This window comes from Pseudoalteromonas sp. SG43-1 (assembly GCF_014164415.1).
Lineage (GTDB): Bacteria > Pseudomonadota > Gammaproteobacteria > Enterobacterales > Alteromonadaceae > Pseudoalteromonas > Pseudoalteromonas distincta.
On sequence record NZ_JACJFD010000005.1, the window covers coordinates 1 to 14,746 of the forward strand.

Annotated in this window: 11 protein-coding genes; 6 read left to right on the forward strand and 5 right to left on the reverse strand. The window is 39.6% G+C overall.

Going from position 1 to position 14,746, the window contains the following annotated elements:
- Positions 1 to 701: 701 nt before the first annotated feature.
- On the reverse strand, positions 702 to 881 hold the full coding sequence (locus tag H5159_RS05700; RefSeq protein WP_007375469.1) for a DUF6435 family protein: 180 nt from the start codon (positions 879 to 881) through the stop codon (positions 702 to 704).
- A 151-nt stretch (positions 882 to 1,032) separates the two neighbouring features.
- Entirely contained in the window at positions 1,033 to 2,208 is a 1,176-nt protein-coding gene (locus H5159_RS05705) for a PQQ-dependent sugar dehydrogenase (protein ID WP_182693961.1), read from the reverse strand.
- 267 nt (positions 2,209 to 2,475) lie between these two features.
- Between H5159_RS05705 and H5159_RS05710 the strand changes: the two genes are divergently transcribed.
- The 3 genes from H5159_RS05710 to H5159_RS05720 all read left to right on the forward strand — a co-directional run bounded on the left by H5159_RS05710 (position 2,476) and on the right by H5159_RS05720 (position 5,760).
- The gene (locus H5159_RS05710; RefSeq protein WP_182779927.1) at positions 2,476 to 3,519 is read left to right on the forward strand and encodes a flavin reductase family protein; all 1,044 of its coding nucleotides are present in this window, start codon (positions 2,476 to 2,478) and stop codon (positions 3,517 to 3,519) included.
- Positions 3,516 to 4,568, forward strand: a complete 1,053-nt coding sequence (locus H5159_RS05715; protein WP_182779929.1) for an acyl-CoA desaturase — start codon at positions 3,516 to 3,518, stop codon at positions 4,566 to 4,568. The genes H5159_RS05710 and H5159_RS05715 overlap by 4 nt, the downstream gene beginning before the upstream one ends.
- A gap of 190 nt (positions 4,569 to 4,758) precedes the next feature.
- Positions 4,759 to 5,760 carry a branched-chain amino acid aminotransferase gene (locus tag H5159_RS05720; RefSeq protein ID WP_257983256.1) on the forward strand — a complete coding sequence of 334 codons (1,002 nt, stop codon included), beginning with the start codon at positions 4,759 to 4,761 and terminating at the stop codon, positions 5,758 to 5,760.
- Positions 5,761 to 5,865: 105 nt separating this feature from the next.
- Here the strand turns inward: H5159_RS05720 and H5159_RS05725 are convergent, their stop codons facing one another.
- Together H5159_RS05725 and H5159_RS05730 are read right to left on the reverse strand one after the other, a co-directional pair.
- Entirely contained in the window at positions 5,866 to 8,436 is a 2,571-nt protein-coding gene (locus tag H5159_RS05725; RefSeq protein ID WP_182779931.1) for a TonB-dependent siderophore receptor, read from the reverse strand.
- A 512-nt stretch (positions 8,437 to 8,948) separates the two neighbouring features.
- A complete protein-coding gene (locus tag H5159_RS05730) occupies positions 8,949 to 9,263 on the reverse strand; it encodes a DUF962 domain-containing protein (protein WP_182779933.1) in 315 nt (104 codons plus the stop codon).
- Between the two features lie 164 nt (positions 9,264 to 9,427).
- On the opposite strand from H5159_RS05730, the gene H5159_RS05735 reads away from it, so the two are divergent.
- Positions 9,428 to 11,584 (forward strand): prolyl oligopeptidase family protein, encoded by a 2,157-nt coding sequence (locus H5159_RS05735; protein WP_182779935.1) that lies wholly within the window; start codon positions 9,428 to 9,430, stop codon positions 11,582 to 11,584.
- Between the two features lie 97 nt (positions 11,585 to 11,681).
- Here H5159_RS05735 and H5159_RS05740 read toward each other — a convergent pair whose 3' ends face one another.
- Positions 11,682 to 12,974: an anti-phage deoxyguanosine triphosphatase gene (locus H5159_RS05740; RefSeq protein WP_024595429.1), complete on the reverse strand. Its 1,293-nt coding sequence runs from the start codon at positions 12,972 to 12,974 to the stop codon at positions 11,682 to 11,684.
- A gap of 248 nt (positions 12,975 to 13,222) precedes the next feature.
- Here H5159_RS05740 and H5159_RS05745 point away from each other — a divergent pair, with 248 nt between their 5' ends.
- Both H5159_RS05745 and H5159_RS05750 read left to right on the forward strand, forming a co-directional pair.
- Positions 13,223 to 14,029, forward strand: coding sequence for a glucosaminidase domain-containing protein (locus H5159_RS05745; RefSeq protein WP_024606443.1), 807 nt, complete (start codon positions 13,223 to 13,225; stop codon positions 14,027 to 14,029).
- Positions 14,022 to 14,690, forward strand: a complete 669-nt coding sequence (locus tag H5159_RS05750; protein WP_024606444.1) for a DUF2987 domain-containing protein — start codon at positions 14,022 to 14,024, stop codon at positions 14,688 to 14,690. Before H5159_RS05745 ends, H5159_RS05750 begins: the two co-directional genes overlap by 8 nt.
- Positions 14,691 to 14,746: the final 56 nt, after the last annotated feature.

The window sequence follows — 14,746 nt, forward strand, 5'->3', positions numbered from 1 at the left end:
TTTCAGTTTTGACTTGTTCAATGAGTGTATTCATTACTTACCTCCAAATATGGGATAACCTCAAGGTAAGTGTGGCTCAAATGGTCAGAATAGGATCTCCGCGTAGCGGCTTAGTTCAACAGCTTTATCAGAGGACACTTTCCTCTTTTTGTGAGCAAAGTATGTCCTCTTAATTATTTTTAATATTAATAACAAATCCTGTAACACATTGCGAGTATTAAACTTTAAGTCGGGCTGTTCTTTTAATAATATGCAGAAAAGAGGAAAACGTCCTCGTTTTTAGACTTATGAGGAAAAACGCCAGCGCGGTACATAAATACAGCAATTAAATATTTAAAATGAAAACCAAATCCGATTTTAAATCATTTAATAGTTACTAAAAAACGGCTGCAATAACGTAAGTAACCGCTTTAAGTACACTTGTTTGTGTAAGCATATTATAAAAGGTGGTTTACGGATGGTGGAAGTTGTAAAAACGAGCTTATGAGCTATTTACTAAACGCGTCTTCCTTCTTTTAAAACAGGGCAGACACGATGTTTATACCAATCGACTTAAATATTTAGCCTTTCTAGCGTGCTAAATAAAGCGTTAACGACATTATAAATTTCTCATGTAGAATAACTACATGTCGAAATTTATGCCTTGTTATCACTCTATTTATCCGTCGCTATAAATGTCTAATAACTTAACACGATTGGTATTATTTGGCTTTTTTAGCCTCTAGAGTTTCTATTTCACTCCAGATTTTTTCGGCTTCTGCACTTAACATGGCAAAGCTTTTAATGTCGCCTTTTCTTTGTGCCTGCATGCCTTGCTCTAGTTTTACGTCGTATTCTTTACGCAGTTTTTTTACAGGATCAGGCTTTAAAAATGAAAACATTAGTATTCTCTTAATTTATTAAATTATATGTATTTAGTGTACGCATTAATTGGCTTAATAGTTCTTTGTTTGGTGAAAATGTTTACTTTGCGCTTTAAAAGCGCAAAGTAAACACGGTGTAATTTTGCATACTGTGTGCTAGTTTTAGTGCTTACGTTTCTGGCTCTAGGCGTTTAATACCTTGGCCATCAATACCTAAATAAATAAAACCATCACTGCCTTGGGCTAAGCTGCGTACTCTGCCAACTCCATCGAGTATTTTATATTGCTTAACAACCTTGCCCTTTGAGAGTTCTAGTGCGCTAATGAATGCAAATTTCATTGATGCTAGTAATAGCTTACCTTTAAGCTTTGGGTATTTATCACTCGTTACATACAACATATCGGAGGGGGCAATTGAAGGGGTCCAATGTAATACGGGCGATTGCATGCCGTCTTTTTCTTTAAGGTCTGTAAACTTGGTACCGCTGTAGTTAACGCCATAACTTACTAAAGGCCATCCGTAGTTAGCGCCTTTTTTTATTATATTAAGCTCATCGCCGCCGCGTGGCCCGTGTTCGTGAGACCATAAAATATTATTTTGATTATCAAACCACATGCCTTGTGGATTACGGTGTCCATAAGACCATACCGCATGTTTTGCATTTTTTTGTTTAACAAACGGATTATCACTTGGGATATTACCATTTTCGTGTAAGCGATAAATTTTACCGCCGTCCCGCGTGAGATCTTGCGGGTTTATGTCGCGCGAGCCGCGATCGCCAATTGAAAAATAAACATAACCTTCATCATCAAACACAATACGACTGCCATAGTGCTGGCCTTTGGTACTATTATGCTCGCCTTTGTACAGCAATTGCTGATCAGACAACTGCGTATGATCGTCACTTAGCTTAGCGCGCATTAAGGCGGTGTTACTGCCGCTTCCTTTGCCCTCACTACTTGAGTAACTAAAGTACAGCCATTGGTTTTGCTTACTATCGGTGTGTAGTGATAAATCAAGCAATCCACCTTGGCCATTAGCGTCAATGTCGGGCAGCCCAGAGACTTTAGTTAACGTAGTGGTATTTTTAGGTAATAAAAATAACGTCCCACTGCGCTCAGATATTAATAAATCACCATTAGCTAAAGGCTCAATAGCCCAAGGTATAACCACACCTTCTACCGCTGTTATTGCGTTAACGCTAAGCGCTAAAGTATCGAGTTCTTTATAGTTTTTTACGTAATCGCTTTTTGCATGCGCGGGTGCGTTAGTAGCAAATATAGCAATGGCTAGGCCTGCACTTATTAGTTTAGGGAGTGTGTTATGTGACATTAAATTTATCATTATGGCTTCCAAAATTAATCCAATCTTACATAACCTTATCATGGCATAAATAAATTTGTTAAGTGTTGAGTTGAATGAAAAATACACACTTCTATTTATAAAATTACCTCTTCACAGGAAATTGTTTTAGCAATTAGCGCTAATAAAAAAATTGAATAATTACTCTATTGGGGTTGAAAACTTAAAATTTGAGCGTACACTTGTGCGCTGAAGTTTGGGCGTACACGTGTAAGTTCAAAGTAATTAAGATTTGATAGAGATTTAACCATGATGACTCAAGTATTAAACCAATTTTCAAAATGGTTTTTACACCATCAAAGTTTTGCAGGCTACATAGAGCCCGTAATGCAGGTGTTTAAACCTGCTTGGCGTGCAGGGCAGTTTAGAGCGCAAGTAGTTAGTACAGCTGTACTTGATGGCGGTTTTTTAAGTGTGCAACTTAAGCCAAGCAAACAATGGCAGGCGCATACGTCAGGGCAGCATATAAGTTTAACGCTTGAAATTAATGGGCGATTATTAACACGCGTTTTTACCGTGGCCTCAAGCGCTCAGCAATTTAAAAATACAGGTTTGGTGCGCTTACTAATCAAAACAAATGCGCAAGGGCACTTTACAGGCTTACTCAGCAGTGCATTAAAAGCGGGGTTGTGGTGCAATATTTCTGCGCCAAGCGGCGACTTTGTGTTTAAAAACACACACACGCCAGCCACTTTTATTGCAGGCGGCTCGGGTATAACACCTATGCTGGCTATGCTTGATGATTACTTAAGCCAAACTACGCAAAAAGTGTCGTTAGTGTATTACGCAAAAGCCACTGAGCATCAATGTGTTGATGAGCTAAGTGAGTTGGCAGCGCAATTTGAGCATTTTTCGTTTTTATTATTAACGCGTGAGCAATCAAACGATATAACCAGCAATATTAAGCCGTGGGAAAATCCAGACATATACTGCTGTGGCCCTGCTGCATTTATGCAGACGGTGAGCGATTTTGCTAAAACGCATAAGCTAAATTACTACCAAGAAGCATTTGGTTTGGCGCTGCCTAGCTTAAACGACGACAGCCAATTTAATGTGAAAATTAACGCCAGTGCCCATGTTGTATCGGGCAACGATGTTTTACTGACTCAGTTTGAAGAAAAAAGGCTCCCCGTTAAACGCGGTTGCGGTATTGGTATTTGCCATCAATGCCAATGTATTAAAAAGTCAGGCGTGGTACGTAATTTAAAAACAGGTGAATTGAGTGACAACGGCGAGCAATTAATACAACTTTGCGTAAGCCAACCTGTTAGTGATTTGGAGTTACAATTATGAAAAACATTAACTACGACATGCTCGCAAGCGAGCTAGATGCCATTAAAATGGACACCCTTGGCAAAGTTGGCCAACAAGATGCTGACTATATTCGCTCTGTTGTGCGCAAACAGCGAGTGTGTGAATGGAGCGGGCGAATTTTGCTTATGCTTGGTTTTATTCAGCCACTATTGTGGGTTGCAGGCGTGCTGCTATTAGCGCTTGCTAAAATTTTAGACAATATGGAAATTGGCCACAATGTAATGCATGGTCAATACGATTGGATGAACGACAAGCAACTTAACTCACAACATTATGAGTGGGACATAGCGTGCGATGGACAAAGTTGGCACCGCGTTCATAACTTTGAACACCATACGTATACTAATATTATTGGTAAAGACAGAGACTTTGGTTATGGCTTGTTGCGTTTAAGCGATGATTTTAAATGGCGCTTTAAAAATGTATGGCAGTTTTTTACATATATTAATTTAAGTGTGTTATTTCAGTGGGGCGTGTCGTATCACGAGCTAGCTGCAGAGCGTGTTTTTATTGGTAAAAAGAAAGAAAACCGCGAAGGGCTTGTATCACACTCTACATTAAAGCAACGCTTCTTTAGTAAAGGTGCTCGCCAGTTAATTAAAGATTATGTGATATTTCCGTTACTTGCAGGCCCTTTATTTTTATGGGTATTGGCGGGTAATTTAGTAGCAAACTTAATCCGTAATTTATGGACGTCGACCATAATATTTTGTGGTCACTTTACTGAAGAAACGCAAACTTTTAAGCAAGAAGACTGCGTACACGAAACGCAAGGACAGTGGTATTATCGCCAAGTACTAGGCTCGTCTAATATTAAAGGGTCGCATTGGTTTCATGTTTTAACGGGGCATTTGAGCTGCCAAATAGAGCATCACTTATTTCCTGATATGCCGTCTTCGCGCTATCAAGAAGTTGCACCTCAAGTACAAGCCGTTTTGAAAAAACACGGTATTGATTACCATACAGGTAGCTTTTTTAAACAGTATACTTCGGTGCTAAAACGTATTATTAGATATTCGTTCAAGTAAATTATTTACCTTTAAGAATCGGCTAGTGCAACTGCATTAGCCGATTTTTTGTTTATAGCACCCAATGCGGTTGATTAGTAAACAGCACTTGCAAAAATTTCTTATAGTTAATTAAAAAAGCCTTACTTTAGCTATGGTTAAATAGCGTGTGATTGTCATACAATGGAGGAAAATAGACCACACAAGAGAGATTAAAATGGCCGCATTTGGTACCGTGTTTATGCCGCAGATGATTCAAGCTCGTTTTTCTGATAATAAATGGAGCGAAAGCTCAATTGTCCCTTCCGATAAACTTGAACTTCATGCTGGTGCGCACGTTCTTCATTATTCAAGTACATGTTTTGAAGGCTTAAAGGCCTTTCGCCATGAAGATGGTTCTGTTTATCTTTTTAGAATGGATGCAAACATTGCACGCATGCAACAAAGCTCAGCGCTATTAAGCTTACCGAGTTTTGACAGCGATATGCTAAAAACGATGATTATCGATATTATGCGCGAATACGCAGATGAAACGCCATTACCGCCGGGCTCTATGTATATTCGTCCAACGCACATTGGAACTGAGGCTGCAATTGGTAAAGCGGCAGCGCCATCAATGAGCTCGCTTTTGTACACGTTACTATCGCCAGTAGGAGATTACTTTGCCGGTGGTGCAACTGCACTGCGTGTACTGCTTGAAGAAGATGGCATGCGCTGCGCCCCGCACATGGGAATGGTAAAAAGTGGTGGTAACTACGCCAGTGCTTTAGCACCTATTAGTGCTGCACGAACTAAGTATCAAGCAGATCAAATTTTATTTTGCCCAGGTGGCGACGTACAAGAAACCGGTGCTGCTAACTTTATACTTATTGATGGCAACGAAATTATTACTAAAGCGCTTGATAGCACGTTTTTACATGGTGTAACGCGTAATAGTATTTTAACCATTGCAAAAGATTTAGGTATGACGGTAAGCGAACGTAACTTTAGCGTTACTGAGCTACTAGAGCGTGCTGCTAAACCAGGTACTGAAGCCGCGCTTTCGGGCACTGCAGCTGTACTAACTGCTGTGGGTACGTTTATTCATAACGATAAAGAATACAAAGTAGGTACTGGCGAGCCAGGCCCAACTACTGCGCGCCTTCGCCAAGCATTGAACGATATTCAATGGGGTAAAAGTGAAGATAAGCACGGCTGGTTAACTAAAATCTAATAATAGATTTAATAATAGATTTAGTAATAGATTTAATAGTAACTCGCATTAAAAAGCCACCTAATCGGTGGCTTTTGTGTGTTTGGTTACTTTAAGCTGTGCTTATTAAAACTTCATTTCTATTTTGCCGTACACGTAGCGTCCGTTAAATCCATACGGTGAAAAGCTTGAGTATGCGAACAAGCGTGAGAAAGTGCTTACTTCGTCAACATTTTCGCGTGTTGCGTCTGGGTAAATATCAAAAATGTTATTCGCTCCCAAGCTTAACGATACGTTATTGGTAAGTGCATAAGCTACGTCTAAATCAGTGATCCATTTTGGTTTTAGTACTTCATTTAGCTCTGCCGTTGATGATGGATCTTGAGTTTCACCGTAACGCGTTGTTCTAAGCGTGGTGCGTATGTCGTCGTTAGTCCATGTTGCGCTTAAGTTGTACTTATTACGCGGTGTGCTTACTTCAAAACGACGCAGCTCAGTGCCTGAGAACAGGTTGTCTTGATCGAACCCTGCACCTTGCAGCTCTGCTGGTGGGTCGATAATATTTGTTACTTCATTTTTACCGTAGTTGTAACCTAGGTTAAAGGCTAAATCGCCATAACCATCAGTTGCTACATTATAAGAGGCAACCACATCCACACCACGGGTTTTACTGTCAATTGCATTTAAGAAGAAACGACCTTGATTAGCACCTGTGCCTTGAAGTAAATCGGCAATAGCATCGCCCGATAAGTTGTTTGATAACACAATACGGTCATCAATTAATATTTGGTAGTAATCAACCGACAAGCTGAAATTAAAGTCGGTAGACCATGTAAAACCAACGCCGTAGTTTGTTGCTTCTTCAGCATCAAGACCAGGTGAGCCCAGTGCTTTTGCTACATCGCTGCTTGGTGCGAACGTACCGGTTTCGGTTGGTTCGCCATCAACAAATACAGTGGCCACTGAGGTAAAGTATTGTTGCTGCAAAGAAGGTGCTCTAAAACCAGTTGATACAGAGGCGCGCAGCGCTAAGTCTTCAGTTAATGAATAACGAGTCGCAACTTTACCGTTAAGTGTATCGCCAAAGTCTGAGTAATCTTCATAACGGGCGGCAACCGCTAAATTCCAATCGTCGGTTAGGTAGGTTTCAAGGTCTATGTATAAGCTCACGTTATGGCGGCTATTATCGCCCTCTGATTCGGGTGTAAACCCTGGGAATACTTGTGCGCCCGCTGCGCCAAATGGGCCATCAACTGGGTCGGTTACTGCGCCTCCTGGGCCAAATGTGCCTTGTGCATATGAAGCTTCTTCGCCTGCATCTATTTGGTATCCTTCGCGGCGATACTCAGCACCTACAGCTACACTTACCGAGCTTTCTAAAAAGCTGACGTCTACTTCGCGACTAAAATCAACGTTTAAGGTAAGTTGATCGTAAGTAAGTGTTCCTGCATCAAAGCTTGTTTGGCTAGTCGGGCCGTATGAGGTATTTAAACTATTTATTACACCAAACTCAAATGCATCTTGACCATATACGGCCGATACATCGTAATTCCATTCACTTACAAAACCTTTAGCGCCAAGTGCCAGTGAAAAGTCATCTATGTCTGAGGTGATAACAGGTAAAAAGCCATCAGGATAAACTTCTTCTATATTACGGCTATCGCTTGCACGGCGATAAAAACCACCGCCTTCGCCTTCGCGTTTGCTGTAAGAGCCAAACGAATATAAATCGACCTCATTTGTTAACTGGTAACCTGCGTTATAAAACACTGAAAAGTCTTCTACATCGCCATTACCAAAGTTATGGTTATATCGATTTACGGTAAGTTCACGTGGGTCGAGAGAGCCATCATCTAATCGTGCGTAGTTTTCACGATTATCGTAGTCAGAGCGGTTAGTTGAATGGCGGTCGCGGTATTCTGTTGAAATGTTTAAAAAGCCATTATCGCCAAGTTCAAAACCCATATTACCTTGCAGCGTTAGTGTTTGGCCGTCTGTTAAAGAGCGATCGCCCCCTTCAGTAAAGGCTAAATTACCATCACTGCCTTCAGATACAGACTCAAGCTGTGGTACACCGTCCATTTCGGTTACGTTAGCACCATATATAGCCGCAACTGAACCACCGCTGCTGGCACTTTTAAGCACAATATTAATAACACCGGCTATAGCATCAGAGCCATATTGGGCTGCTGCACCATCACGTAATACTTCAATGCGGTCGATAGCATTTGCTGGAATAGCATTTAAATCAACTGATGATGAACCACGACCCGTTGAGCCATTTAAGTTAAGTAATGCATTACTGTGGCGGCGTTTACCATTAACAAGCACTAAAGTGTGATCAGGTGCTAAACCACGAAGTTGAGCAGGGCGTACATGGTCGCTACCATCAGTAAGTGATGCTTGCGGGAAGTTAAAGCTAGGTAATAAATTGCTAAGTAGGGCATTCGTTTCAGTAAAGCCTGAATTTTTAAGTGCATCTGCACCAATTATATCGATGGGTACTGCGCTGTCTTCTACTGTACGGCCTAATCGGCGAGAGCCAATTACGCTTATTTGTTCGATGTTTTCTTCTGCTTTGGTTTCTTGCTCTGCAGCATTTACTGAGAGCGAACCAACTAGTGCAGCTGATGCACTCATGGCGAGTAATATTTGTGGTACCGACTGCTGTAATTTTAATAACGGTTTTCTATTCATGCTGTATTTCCCCATACCCATTGAATTATTTTAGTTTTTTACAAAAAGATAAAGATTAAACCTCTTTGTTACCTTGAACATATACTTAATTAACAAAGTCAGTCAATTGAATAACATTCAATTAATTTAAGGTTTTTTATAATTACATTTGGTTGTTTTTTATAATGACCATTGTTTTAGTTATATAGCGAAGGTGATTGCTAAGTAATTGATGGATAATGAATTATATTTAAAAATTAAATTTAACGTTTAATTAACTGGTAAGATGAGGTTGGTAGATTTAACTAATTATTTGTAGGAAGCCATTTTTATTGGGCTGGCAATAAACAACTGTTGAGCTATAAATATTTTTAAAAATATAAAATAAAAATACACCCATTAAATGTTAACTAAATTAACATTTAATGGGTGTATTATAAATTATGTACTACTTATTAGAACCTATACTTTAAAGCATGAAGTAATTTTGTTTTTATAAGTAATTGGTATAAAAAAGAGTGCTAGAAATAGTGTTAAAATTTAATTTTTCCAATAAGCATGTCTTTAAACATTACCCAATCTCCCCACAAACTGTAAAAAGGGTGTTTAAAAGTAGCAGGGCGGTTTTTTTCAAAAAAGAAATGCCCGACCCACGCAAACCCATATCCAATAACAGGTAATAGCCACAATAAACTGTAGTGTTGTTTTAATAATGCTATTGCGATTACAACAAGAACGAGGGTGCTTCCTATAAAATGTAAGCGGCGGCAAATCACGTTGCGATGCTCTTTTAAATAATAAGGGTAGAAGGCTTTAAAGCTTTTAAACGTGGGGTTTGTACTTTGCATAGTGTGCTCTTTTATTGTTTTTTATTTTAATGAGGGTAATGCTATTAAAGCGTAAGTTTACATTTGTTTACAGCGATAAATGGCGCTTAACGCATCTATATAGACAAAAGGGCTAAAAGTTAATAGCTTAGGCGCACTATTAATAAATAAGAATGGAACTCGGGATGTTTAAACATACTCTAGCGTGTGCTGTAATTGTAGCGCTTAGCGGCTGTTCAGAGCCAACTAATACGGTAACTCAAGAAGAAGTAAAAGCACCTATGAAGCAAGTTAACGCAGTTATATACCCAGAAACAAAAAAAGGCGATGTAGTAGATACCTACTTTGAAGAAACCGTTAGTGACCCATATCGTTGGCTTGAAGATGATATGAGCAGCGAAACTGCCGATTGGGTTAAAACGCAAAACAATTTAACGTTTTCTTATTTAGAACAAATACCTTATCGCGATAAGTTAAAGCAGCGCCTTGAAAAACTAATGAACTACGAAAAAATAGGCCCTCCTTTTACTGAAGGCGATTACACCTATTTTTATAAAAACGATGGCCTGCAAAATCAATATGTTTTGTACCGTAGTAAAGATGGCGGCGACGTAGAAGTATTTTTAGACCCAAACAAGTTTAGTGAAGATGGTACGACGTCTATGTCGGGTTTATCGTTTTCAAAAGATGGTTCATTGCTCGCGTATCAAATATCTGAAGGTGGCAGCGACTGGCGTAAAATTATAGTTATTGATGCACATACTAAAGAGCAAGTTGAAGAAGCGCTTGTTGACGTTAAATTTAGTGGCATTGATTGGTTAGGTAACGAGGGCTTTTATTATTCAAGTTACGAAAAACCTAAAGGCAGTGAGCTGTCGGCTAAAACAGATCAGCATAAAGCGTATTACCATAAGCTAGGTACTGCACAATCTGCAGATAGTGTTGTATTTGGTGAAACTGATGAACAAAAGCATCGCTATGTAGGCGCTGATGTAACTCATGACGGCCGCTACTTACTTATTTCAGCTAGTACGTCTACTTCAGGCAATAAGCTGTTTATAAAGGACTTAACAAATAAAAACAGTGAGTTTGTAACGGTTGTAGGAAATACTGATTCAGATACATCAGTTATTGATAACAAAGGCAGCAAGCTGTTTTTAGTTACTAACCTTAATGCACCAAACAAAAAAGTAGTGACGGTTGATGCAAGTAACCCAAGCCCTGAAAATTGGGTTGATTTAATTCCTGAAACCAAAAACGTACTAAATCTTACAAAAGGCGGCGATACCTTTTTTGCCAACTACATGGTTGACGCGATTTCGCAGGTAAAACAGTACAACAAAAAAGGCGAGCTAATTCGCGAAATTACATTGCCAGGCGTGGGTACAGCACGTGGTTTTGGCGGTAAAAAAGATCAAACAACGCTTTATTATTCGTTCACTAACTACAAAACACCAGGTACTACTTATACGTTTGATGTAGCTACGGGTGAATCGGGTGTTTATCGTAAGTCGGCTATTGATTTTAATAGTGATGATTACACGTCTGAGCAAGTGTTTTACACATCAAAAGACGGCACTAAAATACCGATGGTAATTACCTATAAAACAGGCATTAAGCTTGATGGATCAAACCCTACAATTTTATACGGTTACGGTGGTTTTAATATTAGTTTAACGCCAAGCTTCAGCCCCGTTAATGCAGTATGGCTTGAGCAAGGTGGCGTATACGCCGTCGCTAATATTCGCGGTGGTGGTGAGTACGGTAAAGACTGGCACAATGCAGGCACTAAATTGCAAAAGCAAAATGTGTTTGACGATTTTATTGCCGCAGCTGAGTATTTAAAAGATAAAAAGTACACGTCTAAAAAGCGCTTAGCACTTCGCGGTGGCTCTAACGGTGGTTTGTTAGTTGGCGCAGTGATGACGCAGCGCCCAGACCTATTCCAAGTTGCTCTACCTGCAGTAGGTGTACTTGATATGCTGCGCTACCATACATTTACTGCCGGCGCTGGCTGGGCATACGACTACGGCACCAGTGAGCAAAGCAAAGAAATGTTTGAATACATTAAAGGTTACTCACCACTTCATAATGTAAAAGCAGGTGTTGAGTATCCAGCGACTATGATCACAACTGGCGATCATGATGACCGAGTTGTTCCTTCGCATTCGTTTAAGTTTGCCGCTGAGCTTCAAGCAAAGCAAACGGGTAATAATCCAATGCTTATTCGCATAGAAACCAATGCTGGGCATGGTGCAGGTACACCAACGAGTAAAACAATTGAGCAGTACGCTGATATATTTGGTTTTACGTTATACAACATGGGCGTAGAGTCGTTATAAAAGCGCTTTAACAAAATAGCTAACTTTAATAGCTGAGCAAAAAGGCCGAGTAAATTAAATTTACTCGGCCTTTTCAATGTTAGCAGTTAGCAGTTAGCTACTGCATAGGTGAAAACAATCGTTGGTATGTTTTATAGGCGTACTCGTCGGTCATTCCACTCAAATAATCGCAAATTATACGCATCCCTTGGTTTTGCTTTTGCGCTTCTATGTATTGTGCTTGTGTTGTTTCGGGCAATAAACGCAGCGGATCGCTAGCAAAAGCGGTAAATAACTCTATTAGCAAATTTTGACCTTTAAATTCTATTTGCTGCATTTCGGGGTCACGTATTAAACGTTGAAACACAAAATGCTTAAGTATTTGCAATACACTGTCGTATTGGGCATCTAATTTAGCGGTGTACTTTAAAATAGGGCATTCAAAGTTATCGTTTTGAATATCCAAATGTATATGAATAATAAAGGTATTAACCAGCTCACCTATGGCATCTTTTCGCTCATAATCATTTTTTGAAAACAAGCGCTGGGTCAGCGATTCAAGCATGGCGTTTAGCCAGTCAAAGTTTAGTGCTTTTAAATGGGGCAGAGCATGGGTTTGCCAATCGTCTAATGTGAGTACGTGGGTTGCAATGGCATCTTCTAAGTCATGTACCGCGTATGCTATATCGTCGGCATGTTCCATTATGGCGCTGTCGAGCGATTTATACGTTGTTTTAGCGCGGTACTTATCAATAGCGGCATGGTTACCTAGCAATGTTTTATCGTTTTGACTCAGTGGTTCTACTATCCAATTGAATATGGCTGCATCGTCGTTGTATAACCCTTTGGCAGGGCGCCAATCATCTGCTTTTATAAATGCACGACCGGTTGTGGCATCGGGAATGGTATGCCAAAGCGTATTAATAAACGCGGGGTATTTTATAAAACCTAATAAAGTACGACGAGTTAGGTTCATACCGTGCCCATTACTATAGGGCTCAAGTTTTGCAACTATGCGCAGTGTTTGTGCGTTACCTTCAAAACCACCGTGATCGCGCATCATGTAATTTAGCGCTATTTCACCACCATGACCAAAAGGCGGATGGCCAATATCGTGCGCCAAACACAGTGTTTCTAGCAGTCCAGTTGATGGAAAGTGCGTAAAGTCGCTATGTTGCGCTTTTAAATGGCGCAATATGCCGGTACCAATTTGCGATACTTCTAAAGAGTGGGTAAGGCGAGTGCGGTAAAAATCGTTTAGGCCAATACCCATAATTTGGGTTTTAGCTTGCAAACGCCTAAATGCTGCGGCATGAATAATACGCGAACGGTCGACCTGCCACGGCGAGCGGTTATCGTTAGGACGATGTTTATATTGCTCTATTATTCGGCTTTGCCATTGTTTATCCATACTGCTTACTCACACATAGTTAATATTATTAAACTTTGCTCAGTATACCCATGGACTTATAAATTGCGAATGAACAAATGCACTACATAGGCTCTGTTTTATCTAAAACCCAAATCCACTGCTGAAAATTCAACCGTAAAAGGTCATCAAATCCCAGTTATTCGCGTTTATAAAGTGGCTTAGGTATAATGCGCCTTCGTATGCTTGTGTATTAACCATGCATAGTTGTTGTTTCAAAGAGAGAATACATGTTAAAAACGATTTTTAAGCTTTTACTAACCGTGTTTTTTGTATGGGCGCTTGCATATCCGTTTATACAAAATGATGATGTTGAACTAGATGAACAAACGTCAGAACAACCAAAAAAAGTGAAGAAAAAAGAAAAACCATTACATAATGTAAAACTGCCAAAGTTTTCAGAATTTAGTGATGTTAAAGAAAAAAAACATGCATTTTTTAGCTTTATTCGTCCGCACGTTGAAGCCGAAAACAAAAAAATATTACAGCAACGCGCTAAGCTTGAAATAGCACGCATGATGCTACAAAACGAATTACCTTTAGAAAAAAAGCAAAGCAAAGATATTGCAGCAATATTAAAGTCGTACGGCTTACCAACCACCATTGATACGCTAATACTTACGCAAGCACTACGCCGTGTTGATATAATCCCTAAAGAATTAGCGCTTATGCAAGCTGCAAATGAATCGGCGTGGGGCACATCGCGTTTTGCACGTATTGGCCTTAACTTTTTTGGTCAGTGGTGTTACACAAAAGGTTGTGGCATGGTACCAAAACGCCGTAATACTGGAGCTGCACACGAAGTTGCTGCGTTTAAATCGGTAAGAGCTGCTATAAACTCTTATTTTAAAAACATAAATACGCATCCTGCTTATAAAGATTTGCGCGCAATACGTGAAAACTTACGTCTTGAGCAAAAACCAATTTTAGCGACTGAACTTACACATGGTTTAATGTCTTACTCTGAGCGCGGTGAAGCGTATATAGAAGAGCTAAACACGATGATTAGCCAAAATAGAGCCTACTTTGATGAATAAATACATTTTTAATTGCACCAACGCCATTGCGTTAGTGCTGCTGGGCATGAGTGCATTTAATGTTAATGCAAGAGAATTTGTTATGTCGTATGACGGTTTTTATGACCGATTAAAAGTTGTTAACAAAGGCGACTTCCAATATGCGCGAGTTAATTTTTATATAAGTGATATAGCAACTAATGAAGCGTGTGCCATTAAAAGCGGCACTATTTTAACTGAAAGAAACGAGTACCCGCTTAACTTCACCGATAAAGCACAGCTATTATTACCGTTCGATAAGCAACTTGATACAGATAAAGCCGTCATTGTGGTGCAGCCACAAAATCCAGATCATGATTGCCAATTAAAACTTCAAATAGAAGCAAACGAACTTGAAGATTTAACATTTTCAAAGCAGTCGTTATATACCATTAACGAAGAACTTGATGAGCTGTTAACTGATTTATCGGGCTTTTTTGTAAGTAAATTAATGTGGTTTTTATTACCAGAGCAAAAGGGCGTAGCAGTTACATTTAAAAGCCCAATGCAATTTGATGATAAGAGCATAACGTGTGAAAAGTCAGTGTGTTATTTTGCAGTTGAAGATAGCTGGGAAGATGATAGCGCAGTGCTTGGCGATATATCGAACGTTATTAAAGTAACGCCTTGGATTGTTAAGTAGCTCACATACAAAAAGCGGCATTTAGCCGCTTTTTTTGTACCAAAATCAGTACTCTT

What these genes read in the sequence shown, in the direction of transcription:
- H5159_RS05735 (WP_182779935.1), top strand. Translation starts at nt 9,428, where the DNA reads ATGTTTAAACATACTCTAGCGTGTGCTGTAATTGTAGCGCTTAGCGGC.
- H5159_RS05750 (WP_024606444.1), top strand. Translation starts at nt 14,022, where the DNA reads ATGAATAAATACATTTTTAATTGCACCAACGCCATTGCGTTAGTGCTG.
- H5159_RS05745 (WP_024606443.1), top strand. Translation starts at nt 13,223, where the DNA reads ATGTTAAAAACGATTTTTAAGCTTTTACTAACCGTGTTTTTTGTATGG.
- H5159_RS05705 (WP_182693961.1), bottom strand. Translation starts at nt 2,208, where the DNA reads ATGATAAATTTAATGTCACATAACACACTCCCTAAACTAATAAGTGCA.
- H5159_RS05700 (WP_007375469.1), bottom strand. Translation starts at nt 881, where the DNA reads ATGTTTTCATTTTTAAAGCCTGATCCTGTAAAAAAACTGCGTAAAGAA.
- H5159_RS05740 (WP_024595429.1), bottom strand. Translation starts at nt 12,974, where the DNA reads ATGGATAAACAATGGCAAAGCCGAATAATAGAGCAATATAAACATCGT.
- H5159_RS05730 (WP_182779933.1), bottom strand. Translation starts at nt 9,263, where the DNA reads ATGCAAAGTACAAACCCCACGTTTAAAAGCTTTAAAGCCTTCTACCCT.
- H5159_RS05715 (WP_182779929.1), top strand. Translation starts at nt 3,516, where the DNA reads ATGAAAAACATTAACTACGACATGCTCGCAAGCGAGCTAGATGCCATT.
- H5159_RS05710 (WP_182779927.1), top strand. Translation starts at nt 2,476, where the DNA reads ATGATGACTCAAGTATTAAACCAATTTTCAAAATGGTTTTTACACCAT.
- H5159_RS05725 (WP_182779931.1), bottom strand. Translation starts at nt 8,436, where the DNA reads ATGAATAGAAAACCGTTATTAAAATTACAGCAGTCGGTACCACAAATA.